Raw genomic sequence first — 23214 nt, forward strand, 5'->3', positions numbered from 1 at the left:
AGGAAGAGACCGTCCCATGTCCGCTGGCTCCAGCCCGACCACCGCCGCCGCTTCCCGTCCGGCCTCCCCGGCGTTCGCCTACACGGACCTGCTGCCGCTGGGCGAGGACACCACCCCGTACCGCCTGGTCACCTCCGAGGGCGTCAGCACCTTCGAGGCCGGCGGACGCACCTTCCTGAAGGTCGAGCCGGAGGCGCTGCGCCTGCTGGCCGCCGAGGCGATGCGCGACATCTCGCACTTCCTGCGCCCCGCGCACCTGGCCCAGCTCCGCCGCATCCTGGACGACCCCGAGGCGTCTCCCAACGACCGCTTCGTCGCGCTCGACCTGCTGAAGAACGCCAACATCGCCGCCGCCGGGGTGCTCCCGATGTGCCAGGACACCGGCACCGCGATCGTGATGGGCAAGCGCGGCCAGAACGTGCTGACGGAGGGCGGCGACGAGGAGGCCCTCTCCCGCGGCATCCACGACGCGTACACCAGGCTCAACCTGCGCTACTCCCAGATGGCGCCGCTGACCATGTGGGAGGAGCGGAACACCGGCACCAACCTCCCGGCGCAGATCGAGCTGTACGCCACCGACGGCGACGCCTACAAGTTCCTGTTCATGGCCAAGGGCGGCGGCAGCGCCAACAAGTCCTTCCTCTACCAGGAGACCAAGGCCGTCCTGAACGAGGCGTCCATGATGCGCTTCCTGGAGGAGAAGATCCGCTCGCTGGGCACGGCCGCCTGCCCGCCCTACCACCTGGCGATCGTCGTCGGCGGCACCTCCGCGGAGTACGCGCTCAAGACCGCCAAGTACGCCTCCGCGCACTACCTGGACTCCCTGCCCACCTCCGGCTCCCCGACCGGCCACGGCTTCCGCGACCTGGAGCTGGAGGAGAAGGTCTTCGAGCTGACCCAGAAGCTCGGCATCGGCGCCCAGTTCGGCGGCAAGTACTTCTGCCACGACGTGCGCGTCGTCCGACTGCCCCGGCACGGCGCGTCCTGCCCGGTGGCCATCGCCGTCTCCTGCTCCGCCGACCGCCAGGCGCTGGCGAAGATCACCGCCGAGGGCGTCTTCCTGGAGCGGTTGGAGACCGACCCGGCGCGCTTCCTGCCCGACACCACGGACGCCGACCTCGACACCGACGTCGTGCGGATCGACCTCAACCGTCCGATGGACGAGATCCGCGCCGAGCTCTCGAAGTACCCGGTCAAGACCCGGCTGTCGCTGACCGGCCCGCTGGTCGTCGCCCGCGACATCGCCCACGCCAAGATCAAGGAGCGGCTGGACGCGGGCGAGGAGATGCCGCGGTACCTGCGCGACCACGCCGTCTACTACGCGGGCCCGGCCAAGACCCCCGAGGGCTACGCCTCCGGCTCCTTCGGCCCGACGACCGCGGGCCGCATGGACGCCTACGTCGAGCAGTTCCAGGCGGCGGGCGGCTCCTTCGTGATGCTGGCCAAGGGCAACCGCTCCCGCCAGGTCACCGAGGCGTGCGCCCGGCACGGCGGCTTCTACCTCGGCTCCATCGGCGGCCCGGCCGCCCGCCTCGCCCAGGACTGCATCAAGAAGGTCGAGGTCCTGGAGTACGAGGAGCTGGGCATGGAGGCGGTCTGGAAGATCGAGGTGGAGGACTTCCCGGCGTTCATCGTCGTCGACGACAAGGGCAACGACTTCTTCACCGACCCCGGTCCGGCGAAGCCCTTCGTCACCTCCATCCCGGTGCGTTCCGGGAGCTGACGCACCGAAGAAGTAGATTCGTCCTCATGACCGGGACGAACGAGGAACACAGCAGGAAAAGCGGCGAACACCGGATCGAACGCGACTCCATGGGCGAGGTGCGGGTGCCCGCGCACGCCAGGTGGCGGGCACAGACCCAGCGCGCCGTGGAGAACTTCCCGATCTCGGGCCTGCGCCTGGAGCGCGCGCACATCCAGGCGCTGGCCCGGATCAAGGAGGCGGCGGCCAAGGTCAACGCCGAACTCGGCGTCCTGGAGCCGGAGATGGCCCGGGCCATCGCCGAGGCCGCCGCCGAGGTCGCCGACGGGCGCTGGGACGACCACTTCCCGGTGGACGTCTTCCAGACCGGCTCCGGCACCTCCTCCAACATGAACATGAACGAGGTCGTCGCCACGCTCGCGAGCGAGCGGCTGGGCGCGCCGGTGCACCCCAACGACCACGTCAACGCCAGCCAGTCCTCCAACGACGTCTTCCCCTCCTCCATCCACATCGCGGCGACCGCGGCCGTCACCGGGGACCTGATCCCGGCGCTGGAGCACCTGGCCGAGGCGCTGGAGCGCAAGGCGGAGGAGTTCGCCGACGTCGTCAAGTCCGGCCGCACCCACCTGATGGACGCCACGCCCGTCACGCTCGGCCAGGAGTTCGGCGGGTACGCGGCGCAGATGCGGTACGGGGTGGAGCGGCTGCGGGCCTGTCTGCCGCGGCTGGCCGAGCTGCCGCTGGGCGGCACCGCGGTGGGCACCGGCATCAACACCCCGCCCGGCTTCTCGGCGGCCGTGATCGCCGAGGTGGCCCGCGCCACCGGGCTGCCGCTGACCGAGGCCCGCGACCACTTCGAGGCGCAGGGCGCCCGCGACGCCCTGGTGGAGACCTCCGGTCAGCTCCGCACGATCGCCGTCGGCCTGACCAAGATCTCCAACGACCTGCGCTGGATGGCCTCCGGCCCGCGCACCGGCCTGGCCGAGATCCGTCTGCCCGACCTCCAGCCCGGCTCCTCGATCATGCCCGGCAAGGTCAACCCGGTGATCCCCGAGGCCGTCCTGATGGTCGCCGCCCAGGTCACGGGGAACGACACGGCGGTCGCGGTGGCCGGGGCGTCCGGCAACTTCGAGCTGAACGTGATGCTCCCGGTGATCGCGAAGAACCTGTTGGAGTCCATCCGGCTGCTGGCCAACGCCTCCCGGCTGCTGGCCGACCGCACGGTCGACGGCATCGAGGCGGACGTCGAGCGCGCCCGCGAGTACGCGGAGTCCTCGCCGTCCGTGGTGACCCCGCTGAACCGGTACATCGGCTACGAGGAGGCCGCGAAGGTCGCCAAGAGGTCCCTGGCGGAACGGAAGACGATCCGCGAGGTGGTCCTGGAGTCCGGCTACGTCGAGCGCGGACTGATCACGCCGGAGCAGTTGGACGAGGCCCTGGACGTGCTGCGCATGACCCGTCCCTGAGCCCCCGCGCCCACGGCCCGCCCGCCCGGGACGGCGGGCGGGCCGTGGCGTGGATCGCGGAACGTCCCGCGGGCCGCGATTAGGATCCGTCCATGACAGCGCAAACGGAGGAGAACACGGACACGGCGGACGGCCCGCGCTGGAGGGCCGGTGAGCACATCCTGTGGCGGTACCGGGCCAACGGCGGCGACCACGTCCACATCTGCCGGCCCATGACCGTCGTCCGCGACACCCCGGAGCTGCTGGCCGTGTGGATGGCCCCCGGGACCGCTTGCGTCAAGCCCGAGCTGGCCGACGGCACGCCCGTGCACCGCGAGCCGCTCGCCACCCGCTACACCAAGCCGCGCAGGACCGTGCGCTCGCGGTGGTTCGGCACCGGCGTGCTCAAGCTCGCGCGGACCGGCGAGCCCTGGTCGGTGTGGCTGTTCTGGGACCGCGGCTGGCGGTTCAGGAACTGGTACGTGAACCTGGAGGAGCCGCTGCGCCGCTGGGCGGGCGGGGTGGACTCCGAGGACCACTTCCTGGACATCGCCGTCTACCCCGACCGCACCTGGGAGTGGAAGGACGAGGACGAGTTCGACCAGGCGCAGCGCGCCGGCCTGATGGACGCGGACCAGGCGGAGCGCGTGCGGGCCGCCGGGCGCCGGGCCGTGGAGGTGATCCGGTCCTGGGGCAGCCCCTTCCGCGACGGCTGGGAGGACTGGCGCCCCGACCCGGCCTGGCCGATCCCCGCGCTGCCGGGGGACTGGGACCGCGAACCGGTACGGATCGGCTGAGGGGGCTGGTGGGCGCGCCCCCGCTTCTCGCATGATGGCGACGGAGACGACGGAGATTCCGCAACCCCTTGCTGTGTCCCCGGACCGCGACCGTAGGATCAACCCGGACTTCCCACAGAGCCCCACCCGTACGAACTCCCGGTCGCGCCAGGGGACTTGGCGCGCGTCCGCGAGAGGAGCCCCAGACGTGAGCAGCACGGACGGCCAGCAGGCGTACGCGGACTACGACCGGACGACGATCGACCGCACCGGCCAGGTCGAGGCGTTCGACGCCATCGGCGACCGCTACGACGAGGTGTTCCCGCACAAGGAAGGGCAGACGGCCGCCGGCGCCTGGCTGGCGGAGCAACTGCCCGCCGGATCGCGGGTGCTCGACGTCGGATGCGGCACCGGGGTGCCCACGGCCCGTCAGCTCGTGGCGGCCGGGCACCGGGTCGTCGGCATCGACTTCTCCCCCACCATGGTCAAGATCAGCCGGGAGAACGTCCCCGACGCCGAGTTCCACCAGATGGACCTCGCCGACCTGGAGAGCGGCGGCCTGGGCCCCTTCGACGGCGCCACCGCCTTCTTCTCGCTGCTGATGCTGCCGCGGGCGGAGATCCCCGTCGCCCTGCGGATGCTCCACGGGCAGTTGAAGCCCGGCGGACCGCTGGCCCTGGGCATGGTCGAGGCGGACGTGGACGACTTCGGCATCCCGTTCCTGGGCAACACGATCCGGGTATCGGGGTACCTACGGGACGAACTGCGCCAGGTGGTGCGGGACGCGGGCTTCGAGATCGCCGGGGAGGAGTCGTTCGCGTACGCGCCGGCCAGCACGGACGTGTCCCCCGAGATCCAGATCTTCCTGAACTGCCGACGACGCCCCTAGCCCTCGCTGGGCACGCCCGATGCGCGGCCCCGGACGGATGGAACCCTACGCGTGACGGAGTACCCCACCCCCCAGCAGTCCGCTGCCCGGCCGACGGGCGGCGGTGCCCGCACGGCCATGCCCGTGGCGGGCCACGCGGACGCCGCGCCCGCCGCGCTTCCCGATCCCCGTGACGGCGGGCGGCGCGCGTCCGACCCCGCGGCGGGCGCCTCCCCGGACACCCCGCACGGCGCCCCCGGCCGGCCGCCGGAGGCGGCGGTGCCCGGACCCGCGACGGAGACGGGCCACGCCCGGCCCGCGGGCGGCGACGAGCCCGTCGGCCGGCACCGTCCCGCCGGGCCGGAGGAGGCCCACCGGGACGCCGCGCCCGGCGCGGCCGAGCACCCCAGCGGGGACGAGCGGGCCGAACGGGAGCGGCGCGGGGGCGACCGGCTGCGGTTCGTGGGAGCCGCCACCCGGCGGATCGCCCGCGGGGTGGACCTGGACGAGACCGTGCTCGGTCTGTGCCGGGCCAGCGTGCCCGCGTTCGCCGACGCGATCCTGGTGTACCTGCGCGACCCGCTGCCGGTGGGGGACGAGCGGCCCACCGGCCCCTTCGTCCTGCGGCTGCGCCGTACCGACCGGCTGCCGGACTACGCCGCCCCGGCGCCCGCCGACCAGGACCCGTCCGACACGGGGGAGTTCCCGCTGCCGCTGCTCGTCGGCCCGCCGGAGGGCTCCGTGGCCGGGGCCCCGGAGCTGATCGAGGTGCGCGGCGGCGGTCCGCTGGCCGAGGTGCTGCGCGGGGTGCGGCCGGTGTTCGGCGACTCGCCCACCGCCCGCGAGGCGCTGCCCGAACTGCTGGGCCCCGGACGCGACGCCCCGGCCGGGCGCCGGGCGATCCTGGCCCCGCTGCGCGGCCGCCGCCGGGTGATCGGCGCGGCCGTGTTCCTGCGCCGCCCCGACCGGTCCGCCTTCGAGTCCGACGACCTGCTGGTGGCCGCGCAACTCGCCACGCACACCGCGCTGGGCGTGGACAAGGCGGTGCTCTACGGCCGCGAGGCGTACATCGCCGACGAGTTGCAGCGCACCATGCTCCCCGACGAGCTGCCCCAGCCCACCGGCGTGACGCTGGCCAGCCGCTACCTCCCGGCGGCCGAGACCGCCCGGGTCGGCGGCGACTGGTACGACGCGATACCGCTGCCCGGCGGCCGGGTGGCGCTGGTGGTCGGCGACGTCATGGGCCACTCCATGACCTCCGCGGCGATCATGGGTCAGCTCCGCACCACCGCGCAGACCCTGGCCGGACTCGACCTGCCGCCGCAGGAGGTGCTGCACCACCTCGACGAGCAGGCCCAGCGGCTCGGCAGCGACCGCATGGCGACCTGCCTGTACACCGTCTACGACCCCGTGGCGCACCGGATCGTGGTGGCCAACGCCGGGCATCCGCCGCCGGTGATGCTCTACCGCGACGGCCGGGCCGAGGTGCTGCGCATCCCGGCCGGCGCGCCCATCGGCGTCGGGGGCGTGGACTTCGAGGCGGTGGAGCTGGACGCCCCGGCGGGCGCCACGCTGCTGCTCTACACCGACGGCCTGGTGGAGTCCCGGCACCGCGACGTGTGGACCGGGATCGAGCAGCTGCGCGAGAAGCTCGCCGACACGGCCGGGCTGACCCGCCCCGACACCGCGCCGCCGCTGGAGCCGCTCTGCGACGAGGTGCTGGACATCCTCGGGCCGGGCGACCGGGACGACGACATCGCGCTGCTGGCGGCCCGCTTCGACGGGATACCGCCCAGCGACGTGGCGTACTGGTACCTCGACCCGCGCGCCCAGACCGCGCGGCAGGCCCGCCGGCTGGCGCGGCGCGCGCTGGAGCGCTGGGATCTGGACGAGCTGACGGACTCCGTCGAGCTGCTGGTCAGCGAGGTGGTGACCAACGCCGTCCGCTACGCCGAACGCCCCATCACGCTGCGGTTGCTCCGCACCGACGTGCTGCGCTGCGAGGTCGGGGACGACGTCCCGCAACTGCCGCGGCTGCGGCAGGCCCGGGCCACGGACGAGGGAGGCCGGGGGCTGTACCTGGTCAACCGGCTCGCCCGGCGCTGGGGCGCCACCCGGCTGAGCACGGGCAAGGTGGTCTGGTTCGAGATCCCCTTTCCGTAGGGGCTCCCGCGGAAGGCCGGCCACCGGCCCGGCGGACGAGACCACCGGCCCGGCGGACGCCGCGCCGGATGGCGGGCGACACGCGGAACGGCCCCGAACCGGTGACGGGTTCGGGGCCGTTCGGCGGTGTGCCGTGCCGGGACCGGACGGTGGTCAGACCTGGGTCGGAGCCGGGTCGGCCAGGGCCGCCTCGGCGTCCAGGACCGTGCCGACCGCCTGGACGACGGCCGCGATCTTGAAGGCCTCCTGGATCGTCTCGCGGTCCACCCCGGCCTTGCGGAGCACCTGCTCGTGGGAGTCCAGGCACTGCCCGCAGCCGTTGACGGCGGAGACGGCCAGCGACCACAGCTCGAAGTCGGTCTTGTCCACGCCCGGGTTGCCGATGACGTTCATCCGCAGGCCCGCGCGCAGGGTGCCGTACTCCGGGTCCGACAGCAGGTGCCGGGTCCGGTAGAAGACGTTGTTCATCGCCATGATGGCGGCGGCGGCCTTGGCCGCGGTGTACGCCTCGGGGGAGAGGTTGGCCTTCGCCTCGGGCTCCAGCTCGGTCAGCACCTTGGCGGAGCGGGAGGCGATCGCGCAGGCCAGCACCGTGCCCCACAGCTGCTGCGGGGGCAGGTCGGAGTTGCCTATCACCGAGCCGAGGTTGAGCTTGAGGTCCTTGGCGTAGTCGGGCAGGGCCGACTTCAGGTCGTCGAGAGCCATGTCGGAATCCGCCTCACTCGCCCGCGAGCAGCTTGACCGGGTCGAGGGTCTCCTCGCCCTTGGTCCAGTTGCAGGGGCACAGCTCGTCGGTCTGCAGGGCGTCCAGCACCCGCAGGACCTCCTTGGGGTTACGACCCACGGAGCCGGCGGTCACCATGGTGAACTGGATCTCGTTGTTCTGGTCGACGATGAAGACCGCGCGCTGGGCGTAGCCGTCCTCGCCCTCGACGCCGCAGGCCCGCATCAGCTCGTGCTTGGGGTCGGCCAGCATCGGGAAGGGCAGGTCGCGCAGGTCGGGGTGGTCCTTGCGCCAGGCGTGGTGGACGTACTCGGAGTCACCGGAGACACCCAGGATCTGGGCGTCGCGGTCCGCGAACTCGTCGTTCAGCTTGCCGAAAGCGGCGATCTCGGTCGGGCAGACGAAGGTGAAGTCCTTCGGCCAGAAGAAGACGACCTTCCACTTGCCCTCGTAGGTCTTGTGGTTGATCTGCTCGAACGCCTTGTCGGCGTCGAGGTCCACACAAGCGGTCAGGTCGAACTCGGGGAACTTGTCTCCGACAGTGAGCACACGCTCTCCTTGTTGCGCGGAAATGCCCCTGATCGGGGTTTTCCTGAGGGTTGGACATGATCCACACTGCCATAGACAGCATTGATCACAGAAATAACTAGACTCACTGACATTGATCGAAGGAGGTTATCGTTGGCTCCGCCGACCCGACATCCCCGCCAGGGACACCCCCGACAGGGGCATCCCCGCCAGGGACGTCCCCCCACCCTGTCCCAGTTGCGGGCGTTCACGGCCGTGGCGGAGCACCTGCACTTCCGGGAGGCCGCCGCGGAGATCGGCATGAGCCAACCCGCCCTGTCGGGAGCCGTCGCGGCACTGGAGGAGACGCTGGGCGTACAACTGCTCGAGCGTACGACGCGCAGGGTACTGCTCTCCCCGGCGGGCGAACGGCTGGCCGCCCGCGCCCGCACGGTCCTGGAAGCGGTCGGCGAGCTGCTGGAGGAGGCGGAGGCGGTGCGGGGGCCGTTCACGGGTCCGCTGCGCCTCGGGGTGATCCCCACCTGCGCGCCGTACCTGCTGCCGACGGTGCTCCGACTCGTTCACGATCGCTATCCCAACCTGGATCTCCAGGTGCACGAGGAGCAGACGGCCTCGCTGCTCGAAGGGCTGCTGGGCGGGCGGCTCGACCTGCTGCTGCTCGCGGTGCCGCTCGGCTCGCAGGAGTCCGCGGCGGCCTCCGGCGTGGTCACGGTGCCGCTGTTCGACGAGGACTTCGTCCTGGTGACGCCCCGCGGTCACGCGCTGGCGGGCCGGGACGGCCTGCCGCGTGAGGCCCTGCGCGACCTGGAGCTGCTGCTCCTGGACGAGGGGCACTGTCTGCGGCAGCAGGCCCTGGACGTCTGCCGGGAGGTCGGGCGGTCCGAGGGCGTGCCGGCCGGCACGAGCGCGGCCGGGCTCTCCACCCTGGTCCAGCTCGTCGCCGGCGGGCTCGGGGTGACGCTGCTGCCGCGCACCTCGCTGCACGTGGAGACGGAGCGGAACGAGATGCTGGCGACCGCCCGGTTCGCCGCCCCGGCGCCCTCGCGGCGGATCGGCCTGGCGATGCGGGCGGGCGCGGCGCGGCGGCACGAGTTCGAGGTGCTCGCCAAGGATTTGCGGGAGGCAATGCGTCCACTTCCGGTGCGCATCGTGGAGTGACGGCGCGGACGGCGGGCTCCGCGCCCCCCGCCGCACCGCGCGCACGCTGCGCACACCGTGTCACGGGCCCCGTCCACCAGCGGGGCCGAAGCGTTGGCCAAAGGCTCTCGGTGATACGCCACGGTATGCATAAGCGCGCGCACAGTGGGTAGGCCGCATGCATCGTCTCTCGTACGGCCGCAGCGCGAACTGCCGTGCGCAGCAAGGCGGATCAAGGTGACTCAATCGACAGATCGAACAACCGTAGCCGTCGTCAGGAGTAGACCGTGCTGCCAACGCCGCATCAGTCTCCGCAGGCCGCCGTCGTCCCCGTCCAGCGCACGTCCTCACGGGACCAGGCAGGACCGTGGCACTCCGAGGCGGTCTGCCGCAGGGACGAGGCCGGGTTGTTCTTCGCCCCCTCCAAGGAACCCACCGCCGCCCGTCTCTCCCGGGAGCAGGCGGCCAAGCGGGTCTGCGCGCGCTGCCCGGTGCTCGTCGAGTGCCGTGAGCACGCACTGCTCCAGCCCGAGCCGTACGGCGTGTGGGGCGGATTGACCGCGGCCGAGCGCAGGGTGATGCTCGCCCGCCGGCGCCGCCGCGACACCGAGCCGGTGCAGTCCGCGCAGGTGTCCCGCATCGCCTGACCGACCCGGTCGAACCGGCCGAACGACCCTCCGGCCCGGCGCGCGACCGCCGGCCGGCACCCCGTACGGCGGCGGGCCTCGAACCCGCCGCCGGGGCGTTCGACGACCGGTTCAGCGGGCCCGGTCGAAGTCGATGGCGCTGTAGGCGCGCAGCTTCGACAGCCTGTGGGTGGAGTCGATGAGGCGGATCGTGCCGGACTTCGACCGCATCACCAGGGACTGGGTGGTGGCGGTCTCCCCGCGGTAGCGCACCCCCCGCAGCAGTTCGCCGTCCGTGACACCGGTGGCGACGAAGAACACGTTGTCGCCGCTGACCAGGTCGTCGGTGGTCAGGATCCGATCCAGGTCGTGGCCCGCGTCGATCGCCCTCTGCCGCTCCTCGTCGTCCTTCGGCCACAGCCTGCCCTGGACGACACCGCCCAGGCACTTGATCGCGCAGGCCGCGATGACGCCCTCCGGCGTGCCGCCGATGCCCAGCAGCAGGTCGACGCCGGTGCCCTCCCGGGCGGCCATGATCGCGCCCGCGACGTCGCCGTCCGAGATGAACTTGATCCGGGCGCCCGACTCCCGGACCTCCCGCACGATGTCCGCGTGGCGGGGCCGGTCGAGGATCACCACGGTGACGTCCTCGGGGGCGCTGCCCTTGGCCTTGGCCACCCGACGGATGTTGACCGAGGGCGGCGCCGTGATGTCGACGAACTCCGCGGCCTCCGGTCCGGTGACCAGCTTGTCCATGTAGAACACGGCGCTCGGGTCGAACATCGAGCCGCGCTCGGCCACGGCCAGCACCGACACGGCGTTGCCCATGCCCTTGGCCGTCAGGGTCGTGCCGTCCACCGGGTCCACGGCCACGTCGCACTCCGGGCCGGTCCCGTCGCCCAACCGCTCGCCGTTGTAGAGCATCGGGGCCTCGTCCTTCTCCCCCTCGCCGATGACGACGACGCCGTTCATCGAGACGGTGGAGATCAGGGTGCGCATGGCCTTGACGGCGGCGCCGTCCGCGCCGTTCTTGTCGCCGCGGCCCACCCAGCGGCCCGATGCCATGGCGCCCGCCTCGGTGACGCGGACGAGCTCCAGGGCGAGGTTGCGGTCGGGGGCTTCGGGGCTGACCTCGAGCTGGGAGGGAAGGTGGTGGTGATCGGTCATCGTGACGCACCTTTCTGCACGTCTGTACGGCCTCCGAACGCGACGGCCGAAGTTTTGAGGGTGCTTCGACCCTATCCGGGGGAGCGGCAAAGTGAGCAGAGTGCCCCACGGATGAGCGCGCGGGCGGACAGGCGGGGGGTGGTGCGGCGGGCGGAATCGGGCATGGGGGACGATGGAGCCGTGGCAAGCAAGAGCGGCACGCAGACAGCGCGGGACATGGTGCTGTCGATGCTGGTGATCCTTCTCGGCGTCGGCGTCGTGTACCTGTTCATCCCGCACGACGACTCGCTGGACCCGGTCCGTCCGATCAGCTACGACACGGAGCTGATCACGGCCCGGCGCGCGGCGCCGTACCCGGTGGCCGCGCCGGTCGGGCTGCCCGAGACCTGGCGCGCCACCTCGGTGAGGTACGAGGCGCAGAGCGACCACGGGAGCGTGTGGCACCTGGGGTTCATGGACCCGGACGACCAGTACGCGGCCGTCGAGCAGAGCGACGGCGAGTCCGACGCGTTCGTCGCCGAGGTCACCCACGGCGCGGAGGAGACCGAGCGCGTCCAGAAGATCGACGGCGAGGAGTGGACGCGCTACGAGGGGCCCAAGTACGACGCGCTGGTGCGTCGGGAGCCCGGGGTGACCACGGTGGTCACCGGCACGGCGTCGTTCGACGGCCTCGCGCGGCTGGCCGCCGCGCTGGAGGCCGAGGAGGGCTGAGCGGCGGCGGCCGGCCGGGGGCGCCGGGGGGCGTCGGGGTGCGCAGGAGGGGGTCAGACGGTGGTGACGACGTCCTCGTAGGCCAGGCGCGGCGCCCGGGGGCGGTAGGCGTCCGGGCCGGGCTTGCCGATGTTCACCACGGCCAGCACCTTCTGCCTGCCGTCGCCGAAGAACTCCTTGTTGATGCCCTCGGCGTCGAAGCCGGTCATCGGCCCGGCGGCCAGCCCGGCGGCGCGGACGCCGACGATGAAGTAGCCGATCTGGATCGCGGCGTTGAAGGAGCCCGCCGCCTCGCGGACGGAGAGCTCGGAGAAGAAGGCGTCCTTGAGGTTCGGGGCGTGCGGGGCCAGCTCCGGCAGCCGCTCGTGGAAGTCGAGGTCGACCGAGAGGACGGCGGTCAGCGGTGCGGCCGCGGTCTTGGCCCGGTTGCCCTCGCTCAGCTGCCGGACCAGCCGCTCCCGGGCCTCGGGGGAGCGGACCAGGGTGATGCGCAGCGGCGACTGGTTGAAGGCGGTCGGCCCGTACTTCACCAGGTCGTGGATCGCCCGGATCTGCTCGTCGGACACCGGTTCGTCGGTGAAGGCGTGCGCGGTGTGGGCCTCGCGGAAGAGCAGGTCCTGGGCGGCGTTGTCGAGAGCCAGGGTCATGGGGAGCGTGCCTCTTCGAGTAAATGGTTGAATGTTGCACCATCTACTCTAGGGAGGAGGTCCGAGCGGTCGCACGTGGGGTCCGTCACGCGGAAACCGTCACGCCCGGCCCTCCCCGCCGAGTTCGTCGTCCTCCCCGACCTCCCCGGACTCCTCCGGACCCTCCTCGCCGTCCTCCCCGGCGGCGTCCTCCGCCAGCACCGCGTCCAGCCGGGCCCGGGCGCCCTCCAGCCGGCGGCGGCAGACCGCGGCCAGCTGCTCGCCCCGCTCCCACAGGGCCAGCGACTCCTCCAACGTGGAACCGCCCGCCTCCAGACGTCGGACCACGGCGATCAGTTCGTCGCGCGCCTGCTCGTAGCCCATCTCCTCGATCGGCTGTGGGGTGCTCGTATCCGTCATGCGACCAGCCTAGGGCCGCGGTCGGACACCTCCGCGGCTCACTCGCCCTCGTCCGCCCGCCGGGCCACCACCGTCAACTCGCCCTCGGCGAGGCGGGCGCGCAGCTCCTCGCCGTCCGCCACCTCCCCGGGCGCCCGCACCGCGCTCCCGTCGGCCCGCTGGAGCACCGCGTAGCCGCGCCGGAGCGTCGCCGCGGGCGACAGCGCGACGACCCGGGCGAGGGTGTGCTCCAGCTCCGTGCCGGCCCGGTCCAGCAGGTGGCCGAGCGTCCGGCGGCTCCGGTCGAGCAGCGCCTCGACCTGCTCCTCGCGCTCCTTCACCATCGTGTACGGACGGGCCATCACCGGACGGCTCATGGTGTCCGCCAGGCCGCGCTCCTGCCGCTCCAGCATCGTCTCGACCGCCCGCAGCGCCCGCTCGCGCAACTGCCGCACCCGCTCCATCTCCTCGCGGACGTCCGGCACCACGTCCTTGGCGGCGTGCGTCGGCGTCCGGGAGCGCAGGTCGGCCACCAGGTCCAGCAGCGGGGTGTCCGGCTCGTGCCCGATCGCCGAGACGACGGGCGTGACGCAGTCGGCCACCGTCCGCACCAACTGCTCGTCGGAGAAGGGCAGCAGGTCCTCCACGCTGCCGCCGCCCCGGGCCACGATGATCACGTCCACGGCCGGGTCGGCGTCCAGCTCCTTGACCGCCTGGATCACCTGCGGCACCGCGTGCACGCCCTGCACGGCCACGTTGCGCACCGCGAAGCGGACGGCGGGCCAGCGCTGCCGGGCCGTCTCCAGCACGTCCCGCTCGGCCGCCGAGGCCCGCCCGGTGACCAGGCCGATCAGCCGGGGGAGGAACGGCAACGGCTTCTTCCGCTCGGCCGCGAACAGCCCCTCGGCGGCGAGCGACCTCTTCAGCCGCTCCAGCCGCGCCAGCAGCTCGCCGACCCCGACCGGCCGGATGTCCGCCACCCGCAGGGAGAGCCGGCCGCGCTGCGCGTACCACTCCGGCTTGCCGTGCACCACCACCCGGGCGCCCTCGGAGACCACGTCCGCGACCCGGTCGAAGACGGCGCGGTAGCAGGTCACGGTCAGGGAGACGTCGTGGGAGGGGTCGCGCAGGGTCATGAACACCACCCCCGCGCCGGGGCGCCGGGAGAGCTGCGTGATCTGCCCCTCCACCCAGACGGCGCCGAGCCGGTCGATCCATCCGCCGATCAGCCGCGACACCTCGCCGACGGGGACCGGCGCCTCGGGCGACGTGTTGAGAGCCATGCGAGGAGGCTAACCGCCGGAGCCGACAGGCGGGCCCCGCCGGCGGCCTCCCCGCCCCCGCGTCCCTCGTCCCGGGCCCGTCGATCCGGCCCGTACGATGGGCCCATGACTGCTACGACCGCACGCCGGGTCCTCCTCGCCGCGCCCCGCGGCTACTGCGCGGGAGTCGACCGCGCCGTGATCGCCGTCGAGAAGGCCCTGGAGCAGTACGGCGCGCCGATCTACGTCCGTCACGAGATCGTCCACAACAAGTACGTCGTGAAGACGCTGGAGAAGAAGGGCGCGATCTTCGTCGACGAGACGGACGAGGTCCCCGAGGGCTCCATCGTGATGTTCTCCGCGCACGGCGTGGCGCCGATCGTGCACGAGGAGGCCGAGCGGCGGAAGCTCGCCACCATCGACGCGACCTGCCCGCTGGTCACCAAGGTCCACAAGGAGGCGGTCCGCTTCGCCAAGGAGGACTACGACATCCTCCTGATCGGCCACGAGGGCCACGAGGAGGTCATCGGCACCTCCGGCGAGGCCCCCGACCACATCACCCTCGTCGACGGTCCGGACGACGTGGAGAACGTCACCGTGCGCGACGAGTCCAAGGTCGTCTGGCTCTCCCAGACCACCCTCTCCGTCGACGAGACCATGGAGACCGTCGACAGGCTCAAGCAGCGGTTCCCGAAGCTCGTCTCCCCGCCCAGCGACGACATCTGCTACGCCACGCAGAACCGGCAGAACGCGGTCAAGCTGATGGGCGCCGAGGCCGACCTGGTCATCGTGGTCGGCTCGCAGAACTCCTCGAACTCCAAGCGGCTCGTCGAGGTCGCCCTCGGCGCCGGCGCCAAGGCCGCGCACCTGGTGGACTTCGCCTCCGAGATCGACGAGACCTGGCTGGAGGGCGTCGCCACGGTCGGCGTCACCTCCGGCGCCTCCGTGCCGGAGGTGCTGGTGGAGGAGGTCCTGGAGTGGCTGGCGCAGCGCGGCTTCACGGACGTGGAGATCGTCAAGGCGGCAGAGGAGTCCATCACCTTCTCCCTGCCCAAGGAGCTGCGGCGGGACCTGCGCGCCGAGGCGGCGCGGAAGGCCGCCGGCTAACCCGACCGGCCCTCGCCGAGACCGTCCGGCCGGGCGAGCCGCGTCCTGGCGAGCCGGCCGGGCTTGGCGAACCGGCCGGACCCGCGGCGGCCGACGCCCGCCCGGGCGAGGACGACCAGCACGGCGGCCAGCGTGCCGCCGTACACCCACCCGGCGTTGACGGCCAGCGCGGTCACCAGCTCCACGAGCCACCCGGCCGACCCGCCCGAGTCGCCGCCGAGGAACAGCAGCCCGGCGGTGAAGGCGATCGGTGCCGCGATCGGCGCCGCGGCCAGGTCCGCCGGCCTCACCCACAGCGCGCACACGGCGCTGACCAGCACGAAGCAGATCCCGTACACCGTGGGGTCCCCGTCCAGCAGCAGCGCGTCCAGCCCGCCGGCCGCCGTCGCCGACCCGGTGGCCAGCAGGCCGCAGCCCAGCCCGGTGAGCCGCGCGCCGGGCGGCCAGGTGCGTCGGGCGGTCACGGCTCCGGAGGCCGGGCGGGGCCGGTCCCCGGCGGGGCGATCCCCGGCGGGTCGTTTCCGTCCGGGGCGTTCCCGTTCGAGGCGGTCCCGTCCGGGACCGCGTGCCTCGTCCCGCGCGTCGGGGGAGGGGGGCTGTGCCGCCCGGCCCCGACGAAGGAGATGCCGACGGTCACGGATGATGCGCGCACTGTGTTGCTCCACCTCACCAACGTAGGACGCCCACCGGCCCGGAGGGCGGTACGGACACGCCCAGGCAGCCCTTTGGGTGCCCGTAGACTGGGGGATCGGCCCCGCCCGGGCCGATCCACCAAGATCCTCTCGTTACGGGAAGTCGCCACGTGTCGCTCACGATCGGAATCGTCGGTCTGCCCAATGTCGGCAAGTCGACCCTGTTCAACGCCCTGACCAAGAACGACGTCCTGGCGGCCAACTACCCGTTCGCCACCATCGAGCCGAACATCGGCGTCGTCGGCGTCCCCGACGGCCGGCTGGCCAGGCTCGCCGAGATCTTCGGCTCGGAGCGCGTCGTCCCGGCGACCGTGGACTTCGTCGACATCGCGGGCATCGTGCGCGGCGCGAGCGAGGGCGAGGGCCTGGGCAACAAGTTCCTGGCGAACATCCGCGAGTCGGACGCGATCTGCCAGGTCATCCGCGCCTTCCGGGACGAGAACGTCGTCCACGTCGACGGCAAGGTCTCGCCCAAGGACGACATCGAGACGATCAACACCGAGCTGATCCTCGCCGACCTCCAGACGATCGAGAAGGTCCTGCCCCGGCTCCAGAAGGAGGCCCGGGTCAAGAAGGACGTCCAGCCCAAGGTGAAGGCCGTCGAGGAGGCCAAGGCCATCCTGGACGAGGGCCGCACCCTGTTCTCCGCGGGCATCGCCCAGGGCACCGAGCAGGCCGCGATCCTCCACGACCTCCACCTGCTGACCACCAAGCCCTTCCTCTACGTCTTCAACGTGGACGAGGAGGAGCTGTCGGACGAGGCGTTCAAGAAGGAGCAGCGCGCGCTGGTCGCCCCCGCCGAGGCGATCTTCCTCAACGCCAAGCTGGAGTCCGAGCTGGTCGAGCTGGACGAGGCCGACGCCCTCGAACTCCTCCAGTCGGTCGGCCAGGAGGAGCCCGGGCTGGCCACCCTCGCACGTGTCGGCTTCGACACGCTCGGTCTGCAGACCTACCTCACGGCGGGCCCGAAGGAGACCCGCGCCTGGACGATCAAGAAGGGCTCCACGGCCCCCGAGGCGGCCGGCGTGATCCACACCGACTTCCAGAAGGGCTTCATCAAGGCCGAGGTCATCTCCTTCGACGACCTGGTCGAGGCGGGGTCGGTCGCCGAGGCCCGCGCCCGCGGCAAGGCCCGCATGGAGGGCAAGGACTACGTGATGCAGGACGGCGACGTGGTGGAGTTCCGCTTCAACGTGTGATGCCTGATTCCCTGATCGACTGAACCGCCGATCAGGGTAGGGAACCCCAGGTCAGGGGCCGGATCGCAAGATCTGGCCCCTTCCTGTTTTCCCCGGCTGTTTCAGGCTGCTTTCCTGGCCCTGTGCTGACTTGGTGCTGACGCATCGGCACGGCTGGAAGCGCCTGTGACCTGGCCTTCTTCGGGTGCTGACCGGCTCCGCTTTCCGGCTGGCGCCGCAGGCGCGAGGGGCTGCCTCTGACGGGCCGCTCGCGGCCTCTTCATGCAAAGACGTGCATAGTCGCCGAAGTACATAGACCGGCCCTCTACGGCCTTCGTACGGTCGTCCTGAACGGCTCCACCAGGAGCCGCGGACAGGGGAGTGGATGTGTCCGAACGTGCAGAGCTGACCCGACTGACCGGCAACGGGAACGGCGAGTGCGGCGAGGACGACTGCCCGAACGTGTACCGCACCGAGCGGGGGACGTTCATCGTGCAGGGCGACGTGTCCGACGCCTTCGCGCCACCGCGGGGGGAGGGGCTGGTCGAGATTCCGGAAAGCGTTCTTCGGGAGGCGTTCCGTGCGCTTGGATGGTGACGAGTGGCGGGCGACGCTCCGGGAATTCCAGTCGGAAGCGTGGCGGCTGGAGACCTTGCCGCAGTACCTCGTCCCCCAGGAGACGGAAGAACTCGAAGCGTTCCGGGCCGGTAAGCGAGTCGACCCGCGCACTTACTCGTCCGCGTACACCGAGAACCTGAAGCGGATACGAGGGGAGGGGAAGCGGAAGGGGCGAGTGCACATCGTGGCCCGCCCGCTGTCCGAGTACCTGCGGTTCGAGTTCTCGCGGTACTACGCCCCGCACGTGCTGGCCGGCGAGGACATCCGAATCCTCGACGTAACGGACCGGGAGAATCCCCTGCCGGGAGTCCAGGACTTCTGGATGTTCGATCGTTCGAGGGTCGTCCTCATGCACTACGAGGAAGACGGAACGCAGATCGGCCGGGAGCTGTACGAGGGCGACCCGGCGCCGTTCATCGAGTACCAGCGGATCGCGATCGCCGAGTCGGTGCCGTTCCTGGAGTACGTGAACGAGTGACGTTCGAGCCCGAGCAGCTCGGCCAGTCCGGTCAGGAGCTGGCCTCGATGCTCCGAGACCTGCGCAAGCGAGCCGGGCTCTCCGGGGTTCGGCTCGCCGCGCGCTGCAACATGTCTCAGTCCAAGGTGAGCCGCATCGAGAACGGCAAGGTGCGGCCGTCCCTGGTCGACGTCGAGCAGATCCTCCGAGCCCTCGACGCGCCACCGAGCACGGTCGCCGAGGTCTCGGCACTCGCCAGGATGGCCAACACGGAGTGGAGGAACCTGCGGGAGCTGCGTCGTAAAGGGATCGGGACGAGGCAGGCGGAACTGAAGGCGCTCGAAGCGTCCTCGACGCACATGCGGTACTTCCTGCTTTCGATGGTCACCGGCCTGCTGGCCACCCCGGAATACGTGCGGGCGAGCCTCGCTCACTCCCCGGCGGACACGAGCAAAGCGATAGCGGGAAAGCTGGAGAGGCAGGCTGTCCTCTACGACACATCGAAACAGTTCACGTTCATCCTCACCGAGCAGGCGGTCCGCTGGCCGGTCGTTTCTCCACTGGCGCTGGCTGAGCAGATGGATCGCCTGGCCTCGCTCACCTACTTGCCGAACGTGCGTATCGGAGTGATCCCGATGGGGACTCCTACTCCCACGAATCCGCTGAACACCTTCACCATCTATGACGCGTCGCTGGTCACCATCGAGACCTCGGCGGGCAGTCTCGTGCTGCGCGATGGTCGAGACATCCAGAGCTACCTGAAGGAGTTCTCCGGGTACGAGGAATCCGCCCTGTTCGGTGAAGCGGCCAGAGCGAAACTTGCCGAGTGGTCGGCTGCCTGTCGCTCTTGATCTTTACCCCACAACGCGACTAAAGCGCGAACAGAAACGGGTCTCGCGGGAGTATCGCTACCGCACAGGCAGTCGGCGGAAGGTCGTGCAGTGAGCACAAGGAAGACGACGATGGCGGGGCCGGTGAACTTGGCACTCCCCCTCCCGCTCCCGGAGCCGGCACCGGGGTGTGATGTGTGCGGGGCACTGGTCAAGCAACGACAGGAAGCGCGCGACAGGGAAGACCTGTCGGCGGCGACAGACGCCGATGTCGAGATTCGCAACCACCCGCACCGGACGCGGCGGAGGCGCTGAAGCGGTGGACATGCGGACATGGCGAGAAGCCCGTACGAGAGCCGTCGAGGCGGCAGAGACTCTCCGGTCGGCACTGGCCGCCCTCGCCTTCCCGAGAGTGCCTGGGGCTCTGTTCGTCTCGTAGTCACCCACAAGGGCGCGGCGTACGTACACGTGGGCATGGTGCGCGCGGAGGCCGCGGAGCGGGTCGCGGAAGCTGTGAGGACCCCGGAGAGCCCTCGATGACCCGCTCCGTTCTGCGGTACGTGACGCACCGAATCACACAGCACCCGGACACTGACGTCACGTACGAGGCCGAGTGTCTACGGTGCGACTGGAAGGCCGGGCCTTCGGAGGACGGGGCAGCCGCGACCTGGAGTGCATGCGGCATACCGGCAGGGCCGGGCACCGGAGCTTCCGGCGGGTCTGCATCTCCCTCGCCCTCGTCGTGCGGGCTGAGTAGCGGCGGTCTGTCCATCTGGGCGCGGTGCGTCGGCCCAGGCAAGAATCCTCGCGTTCTGCGCGGTTGAGACGCATGACGCGAGGGCTTGTGATGTGACTAATCCGAGGCACGAGCGGCGCGCAGGCGGGCGTGAAAGGTTTGCCGGGAGATGCCTGTCATACGAGCAAGGGCAGCGATGTTGATTTCGGCCTCCAGGCCCTCCAGGTGCAGCACTCGGTCCACGACGCTGTCGACTGCTCCGTTACACATAACGTTGGCCATAGCCCACTCGCATGCGTGGCCTTGGAGAGTGGCGATGTGGTACCCCAGGCGCGAGTCACGGCCCCGTGCGTCGGCAACTCGTCAGCTGATCGGGGCGTGCAGCGGTTCAGAAGCCTGCGGTGCGCCTTCGGCGGCCCTTGGCCGGGACCGGCCCTCACGAGCCCGCCTGGGGCTGTGCAGCGGGCGGGGCTCATGTAACCCGAGCGATGCTGGTGGTTGGCCGCAGCGATCGTGCACGGGCGCTTGTGCGCGATGCCGAACCGACCGGCGGATGACGGCGCCCGTGGTGCAGTCATGGTTGGTCATCCGATGAGGTTCCAGCGACGGAAACTGCTTGGTCGCGTATCAACGTCTCCGGAGATATGACGTTTGCAAACCTTGATCCTCTTCCGCCTACACCGGACTGGCCGCCGTGCGGCGACAGCGCCCATCCCTTGATCGACCCGGTTGGCTGCCGGGGCGTCCCTGTCCCCGGTTACGACGCCTGCCTGAACCACCTAGAGGAGAGTGATCGCGCCGCTTATCTGGCCACCTTGTCTCCGGGCGCCGATATCGATCATCGCGGTACCTCCTTCACTGAAGAACTGTTGGGTGAACTGCTTGCCGCGCTCACAGACCCCGTTACGGGCCAACCTCGCCTCGGCGATGCTTGGTTCGTCAGGGCGAATTTTGACGGTCCTGCCAGTTTTGCCGGAGTGATTTTTGGAGGACATGTCCGGTTTGACGAGGCGACGTTTGAAGATGAAGTTCAATTCAGTGAAGCAGTTTTTAGCGGTGAAGCCTGGTTCGTCGAGGCAACGTTTAGCGACATCGCCTGGTTCTTCGATGTGAGTTTCCTCGACGTTGCGGTGTTCACGGGGGCGACGTTCAGTCAAAATGTCTGGTTTCAGGCGGCGAAGTTCAGTGGTGATGCCGTATTCGTTGGGGCGAAATTCGAATTCCCCGCCGTGTTCCAAGATGCGACGTTTGAACACGAGGCCCGGTTCGCGTCGGTGACCTTTGGTGACCATGTCTGGTTCGGCGGAGCGATGGTCGACGGTCGCGCCTCTTTCCAAGGGGCGGTGTTCGAGCGCGCCACAACGGTCGGGCCACTGGTGTGCACGGAAAGGTTGGAACTGTCGGAGGCGGTGTTCGAGCGCGCCGTGACTGTCGAGGTGGCAGCGGCGGCCGTGCGCTGTCGGCGAACGCGCTGGGCCTCCACTGCCGCGCTGCGGCTGAGGTACGCCGCCGTGGACCTGAGTGACGCGGTCATGGAGTACCCGGTGAGTGTCTCTGCCCGCTCCCGGCCCTTCGTCTTCGGCGACGAGGAGATGGCCGAGCCCGGCCTGACAGACCCCCGCGTGCGAGCTGTATCGCTGCGGGGAGTGGACGCGGCACACTTGGTGCTCACCGACATCGACCTCACCGACTGCCGCTTTGCCGGGACCATCCATCTCGACCAGCTACGGCTGGAAGGGCGATACACCCTGGCTACCGTTCCTTCTGGGCTGCGGTGGCGCGGGATGCGCCCAGTGCGTTGGACGCCGCGCCGGACGCTGGCCGAGGAGCATCACTGGCGTGCCACCCGCTTCGCGGACGCAGACGGCTGGATGCCCGCGCCGGAGGGGGAGGAGGTATTGGAGCCGGCCGCGCTGGCGCCGGTGTACCGGCAGTTGCGCAAGAGCTTCGAAGACGGCAAGCACGAGCCCGGAGCCGCCGACTTTTACTACGGCGAGATGGAGATGCGCCGTCACGCCGACGATATTCCCTGGGCCGAGCGCGCTCTACTTACTGCGTACTGGGCGCTGTCTGGCTACGGGCTGCGTGCCTCCCGAGCCGTGGGCTGGTTGCTGGCAGCTATGACCGCCACCGTACTGGCGATGATGCTGTGGGGTTTGCCACAGGACTCTCCGAAGTCGACTAGCACCGGAACTCTCACCGGTCGCAACATTACGATGACCACGGAAACACCCGATCCGGTCAATCCCACTGGACCGTGGCGCGAACGTCTATCGACCGAGCGATTCGAGAAGTCCTTGCGGGTGGTGATCAACTCGGTCGTCTTCCGTTCTTCCGGTCAAGATCTGACCACGGCCGGCACTTACATGGAGATGGCTTCTCGATTCACTGAGCCGGTGCTCCTAGGTCTGGCCATCTTGGCTGTCCGTGGCCGAGTCAAACGCTGACGACCAACGGCCACAGCTACGCGATCCGACTGTGGCCGTTGGCTGCTCTTCAACGAGCGCCATCGTCACGTCGCTCGCTTGTCTTCCTCTTCGTCGTCTTCCTCTATGTCGGCTGGTTTGAGGATGAGCCGTGCAAAGCGAACCCGCTTCTCCTGCGGCCACTCAACCTCTCGCCAGACCGCAGTCACCGGCCCGTTTCCACTCACCAGAGCAGGGGCACCATCCACGATCTCCCGTGTGAGTCGCCCGCCGGCCTCGTTGCCTCTGGCGTCGGGCGCTTCGTGTTCTGGCACTTGCGGCATGCGCGCAAGTCTCACGTCGTTACGCGCTTCTCGTCCGGAAGGGTGAGATGTCTTCGATGGCGAAGGTTCTCAAGAAGTGTGACCGCCGCAACCAGTCGCGGTGCTCACACCTGTGGACGGTCCGCCACCGGGAGCCGGGAGGGCGCAGCGGCCGTCAGCGTGAGAAGTCGTTCCCGACGAAGCGGGAGGCGGAGGACTTCAGGATCAAAGCGGAGAACGACAAGCGGGAAGGTGTCCACACAGACCACCAGCTCGGCCGTGTCTCCCTGCGCGAGTGGGCCGAGGAGTGGCTGGCCCAGCATCCGGTCAACGAGTCCACCCGCCGCAACTACCAGGGGTTCATCTCGGACCATCCGGAGCCCGCCCTGGAGGCGCGCACCATCGCCGGCCTCACGGTCTCGGACGTGAAGAAGTTCCAGACCTCCCTGGCCGCGGACGGGCTTGCAGCCTCCACCATCGACGACCGCATGAACATCCTGCGGGCCATGATGTCGGCGGCCGTGAAGGAGCGGCGCATCCCCTTCAGCCCGTGTGACGACGTGCCGCCGCTCAAGGAGGCGGATGCGGCCGTGGACCCGGACGAGATACCGACCCTGGCCGAGGTGTACGCCATCGCCGCGGCCATGTCCGAGCAGTACAGGCTGACAGTTGACGGCAGGATGCCGTCGGCCCGGTCGTCCGAGGGACGGCCGGGCCGGTGGCGTGTCCGCGGG

At 70.5% G+C, this 23214-nt stretch carries 24 protein-coding genes; 16 read left to right on the plus strand and 8 right to left on the minus strand.

Features of this window, described 5'->3' with window-relative positions:
- The first annotated feature begins 16 nt into the window (after nucleotides 1-16).
- The 5 genes from ABD335_RS20715 to ABD335_RS20735 all read left to right on the plus strand — a co-directional run bounded on the left by ABD335_RS20715 (nucleotide 17) and on the right by ABD335_RS20735 (nucleotide 6954).
- Nucleotides 17-1723 (plus strand): fumarate hydratase, encoded by a 1707-nt coding sequence (locus tag ABD335_RS20715; protein ID WP_344325610.1) that lies wholly within the window; start codon nucleotides 17-19, stop codon nucleotides 1721-1723.
- A gap of 26 nt (nucleotides 1724-1749) precedes the next feature.
- Nucleotides 1750-3168: a class II fumarate hydratase gene (locus ABD335_RS20720; protein ID WP_344325613.1), complete on the plus strand. Its 1419-nt coding sequence runs from the start codon at nucleotides 1750-1752 to the stop codon at nucleotides 3166-3168.
- A 92-nt stretch (nucleotides 3169-3260) separates the two neighbouring features.
- Nucleotides 3261-3944: a cytidylyl-2-hydroxypropylphosphonate hydrolase gene (gene fomD / locus ABD335_RS20725; protein WP_344325615.1), complete on the plus strand. Its 684-nt coding sequence runs from the start codon at nucleotides 3261-3263 to the stop codon at nucleotides 3942-3944.
- Between the two features lie 187 nt (nucleotides 3945-4131).
- Nucleotides 4132-4812, plus strand: a complete 681-nt coding sequence (locus ABD335_RS20730) for a class I SAM-dependent methyltransferase (protein WP_344325619.1) — start codon at nucleotides 4132-4134, stop codon at nucleotides 4810-4812.
- A 51-nt stretch (nucleotides 4813-4863) separates the two neighbouring features.
- Entirely contained in the window at nucleotides 4864-6954 is a 2091-nt protein-coding gene (locus tag ABD335_RS20735; protein WP_425583687.1) for a SpoIIE family protein phosphatase, read from the plus strand.
- A 153-nt stretch (nucleotides 6955-7107) separates the two neighbouring features.
- Here ABD335_RS20735 and ABD335_RS20740 read toward each other — a convergent pair whose 3' ends face one another.
- On the minus strand, nucleotides 7108-7659 hold the full coding sequence (locus ABD335_RS20740; RefSeq protein WP_344325622.1) for an alkyl hydroperoxide reductase: 552 nt from the start codon (nucleotides 7657-7659) through the stop codon (nucleotides 7108-7110).
- A 13-nt stretch (nucleotides 7660-7672) separates the two neighbouring features.
- Nucleotides 7673-8227 carry a peroxiredoxin gene (locus tag ABD335_RS20745; protein WP_344325625.1) on the minus strand — a complete coding sequence of 185 codons (555 nt, stop codon included), beginning with the start codon at nucleotides 8225-8227 and terminating at the stop codon, nucleotides 7673-7675.
- A gap of 216 nt (nucleotides 8228-8443) precedes the next feature.
- Here ABD335_RS20745 and ABD335_RS20750 point away from each other — a divergent pair, with 216 nt between their 5' ends.
- Nucleotides 8444-9364: a LysR substrate-binding domain-containing protein gene (locus tag ABD335_RS20750; RefSeq protein ID WP_344325628.1), complete on the plus strand. Its 921-nt coding sequence runs from the start codon at nucleotides 8444-8446 to the stop codon at nucleotides 9362-9364.
- Nucleotides 9365-9630: 266 nt separating this feature from the next.
- A complete protein-coding gene (locus tag ABD335_RS20755) occupies nucleotides 9631-9990 on the plus strand; it encodes a WhiB family transcriptional regulator (protein ID WP_344325630.1) in 360 nt (119 codons plus the stop codon).
- A gap of 111 nt (nucleotides 9991-10101) precedes the next feature.
- Here ABD335_RS20755 and glpX read toward each other — a convergent pair whose 3' ends face one another.
- Complete coding sequence (gene glpX, locus ABD335_RS20760) at nucleotides 10102-11136, minus strand: class II fructose-bisphosphatase (RefSeq protein WP_344325633.1); 1035 nt, start codon at nucleotides 11134-11136, stop codon at nucleotides 10102-10104.
- A gap of 180 nt (nucleotides 11137-11316) precedes the next feature.
- Between glpX and ABD335_RS20765 the strand changes: the two genes are divergently transcribed.
- Nucleotides 11317-11847: a DUF4245 domain-containing protein gene (locus ABD335_RS20765; RefSeq protein ID WP_425583688.1), complete on the plus strand. Its 531-nt coding sequence runs from the start codon at nucleotides 11317-11319 to the stop codon at nucleotides 11845-11847.
- A 53-nt stretch (nucleotides 11848-11900) separates the two neighbouring features.
- On the opposite strand, the gene ABD335_RS20770 is transcribed toward ABD335_RS20765, so the two are convergent.
- The 3 genes from ABD335_RS20770 to xseA form a co-directional block, all read right to left on the minus strand.
- Nucleotides 11901-12494 (minus strand): malonic semialdehyde reductase, encoded by a 594-nt coding sequence (locus tag ABD335_RS20770; protein WP_344325639.1) that lies wholly within the window; start codon nucleotides 12492-12494, stop codon nucleotides 11901-11903.
- Between the two features lie 99 nt (nucleotides 12495-12593).
- Complete coding sequence (locus ABD335_RS20775) at nucleotides 12594-12893, minus strand: exodeoxyribonuclease VII small subunit (RefSeq protein ID WP_344325642.1); 300 nt, start codon at nucleotides 12891-12893, stop codon at nucleotides 12594-12596.
- Between the two features lie 38 nt (nucleotides 12894-12931).
- Nucleotides 12932-14155, minus strand: a complete 1224-nt coding sequence (gene xseA, locus ABD335_RS20780) for an exodeoxyribonuclease VII large subunit (protein ID WP_344325645.1) — start codon at nucleotides 14153-14155, stop codon at nucleotides 12932-12934.
- Between the two features lie 105 nt (nucleotides 14156-14260).
- On the opposite strand from xseA, the gene ABD335_RS20785 reads away from it, so the two are divergent.
- The gene (locus tag ABD335_RS20785; RefSeq protein ID WP_344325648.1) at nucleotides 14261-15241 is read left to right on the plus strand and encodes a 4-hydroxy-3-methylbut-2-enyl diphosphate reductase; all 981 of its coding nucleotides are present in this window, start codon (nucleotides 14261-14263) and stop codon (nucleotides 15239-15241) included.
- Here ABD335_RS20785 and ABD335_RS20790 read toward each other — a convergent pair.
- On the minus strand, nucleotides 15238-15705 hold the full coding sequence (locus ABD335_RS20790; RefSeq protein WP_344325651.1) for a DUF6542 domain-containing protein: 468 nt from the start codon (nucleotides 15703-15705) through the stop codon (nucleotides 15238-15240). The genes ABD335_RS20785 and ABD335_RS20790 overlap by 4 nt on opposite strands.
- A gap of 338 nt (nucleotides 15706-16043) precedes the next feature.
- Here ABD335_RS20790 and ychF point away from each other — a divergent pair, with 338 nt between their 5' ends.
- The 6 genes from ychF to ABD335_RS20815 all read left to right on the plus strand — a co-directional run bounded on the left by ychF (nucleotide 16044) and on the right by ABD335_RS20815 (nucleotide 22199).
- Nucleotides 16044-17132 carry a redox-regulated ATPase YchF gene (gene ychF / locus ABD335_RS20795; protein WP_344325654.1) on the plus strand — a complete coding sequence of 363 codons (1089 nt, stop codon included), beginning with the start codon at nucleotides 16044-16046 and terminating at the stop codon, nucleotides 17130-17132.
- 366 nt (nucleotides 17133-17498) lie between these two features.
- A complete protein-coding gene (locus ABD335_RS20800) occupies nucleotides 17499-17708 on the plus strand; it encodes a hypothetical protein (RefSeq protein ID WP_344325657.1) in 210 nt (69 codons plus the stop codon).
- Complete coding sequence (locus tag ABD335_RS20805) at nucleotides 17692-18207, plus strand: DUF6879 family protein (protein WP_344325660.1); 516 nt, start codon at nucleotides 17692-17694, stop codon at nucleotides 18205-18207. Before ABD335_RS20800 ends, ABD335_RS20805 begins: the two co-directional genes overlap by 17 nt.
- Nucleotides 18204-19037, plus strand: coding sequence for a helix-turn-helix domain-containing protein (locus ABD335_RS20810; protein WP_344325663.1), 834 nt, complete (start codon nucleotides 18204-18206; stop codon nucleotides 19035-19037). The genes ABD335_RS20805 and ABD335_RS20810 overlap by 4 nt, the downstream gene beginning before the upstream one ends.
- 515 nt (nucleotides 19038-19552) lie before the next feature.
- Nucleotides 19553-19840 carry a DUF7848 domain-containing protein gene (locus tag ABD335_RS31035; RefSeq protein ID WP_486387927.1) on the plus strand — a complete coding sequence of 96 codons (288 nt, stop codon included), beginning with the start codon at nucleotides 19553-19555 and terminating at the stop codon, nucleotides 19838-19840.
- A 556-nt stretch (nucleotides 19841-20396) separates the two neighbouring features.
- Entirely contained in the window at nucleotides 20397-22199 is a 1803-nt protein-coding gene (locus ABD335_RS20815) for a pentapeptide repeat-containing protein (RefSeq protein ID WP_344325667.1), read from the plus strand.
- A gap of 65 nt (nucleotides 22200-22264) precedes the next feature.
- Here ABD335_RS20815 and ABD335_RS20820 read toward each other — a convergent pair whose 3' ends face one another.
- Complete coding sequence (locus tag ABD335_RS20820; protein WP_344325670.1) at nucleotides 22265-22501, minus strand: hypothetical protein; 237 nt, start codon at nucleotides 22499-22501, stop codon at nucleotides 22265-22267.
- 56 nt (nucleotides 22502-22557) lie between these two features.
- Between ABD335_RS20820 and ABD335_RS20825 the strand changes: the two genes are divergently transcribed.
- On the plus strand, nucleotides 22558-23214 hold a 657-nt coding region (locus ABD335_RS20825), incomplete at its 3' end, for a tyrosine-type recombinase/integrase (RefSeq protein WP_486387928.1).

This window comes from Streptomyces macrosporus (assembly GCF_039533145.1).
In the GTDB taxonomy this organism is placed as follows: domain Bacteria; phylum Actinomycetota; class Actinomycetes; order Streptomycetales; family Streptomycetaceae; genus Streptomyces; species Streptomyces macrosporus.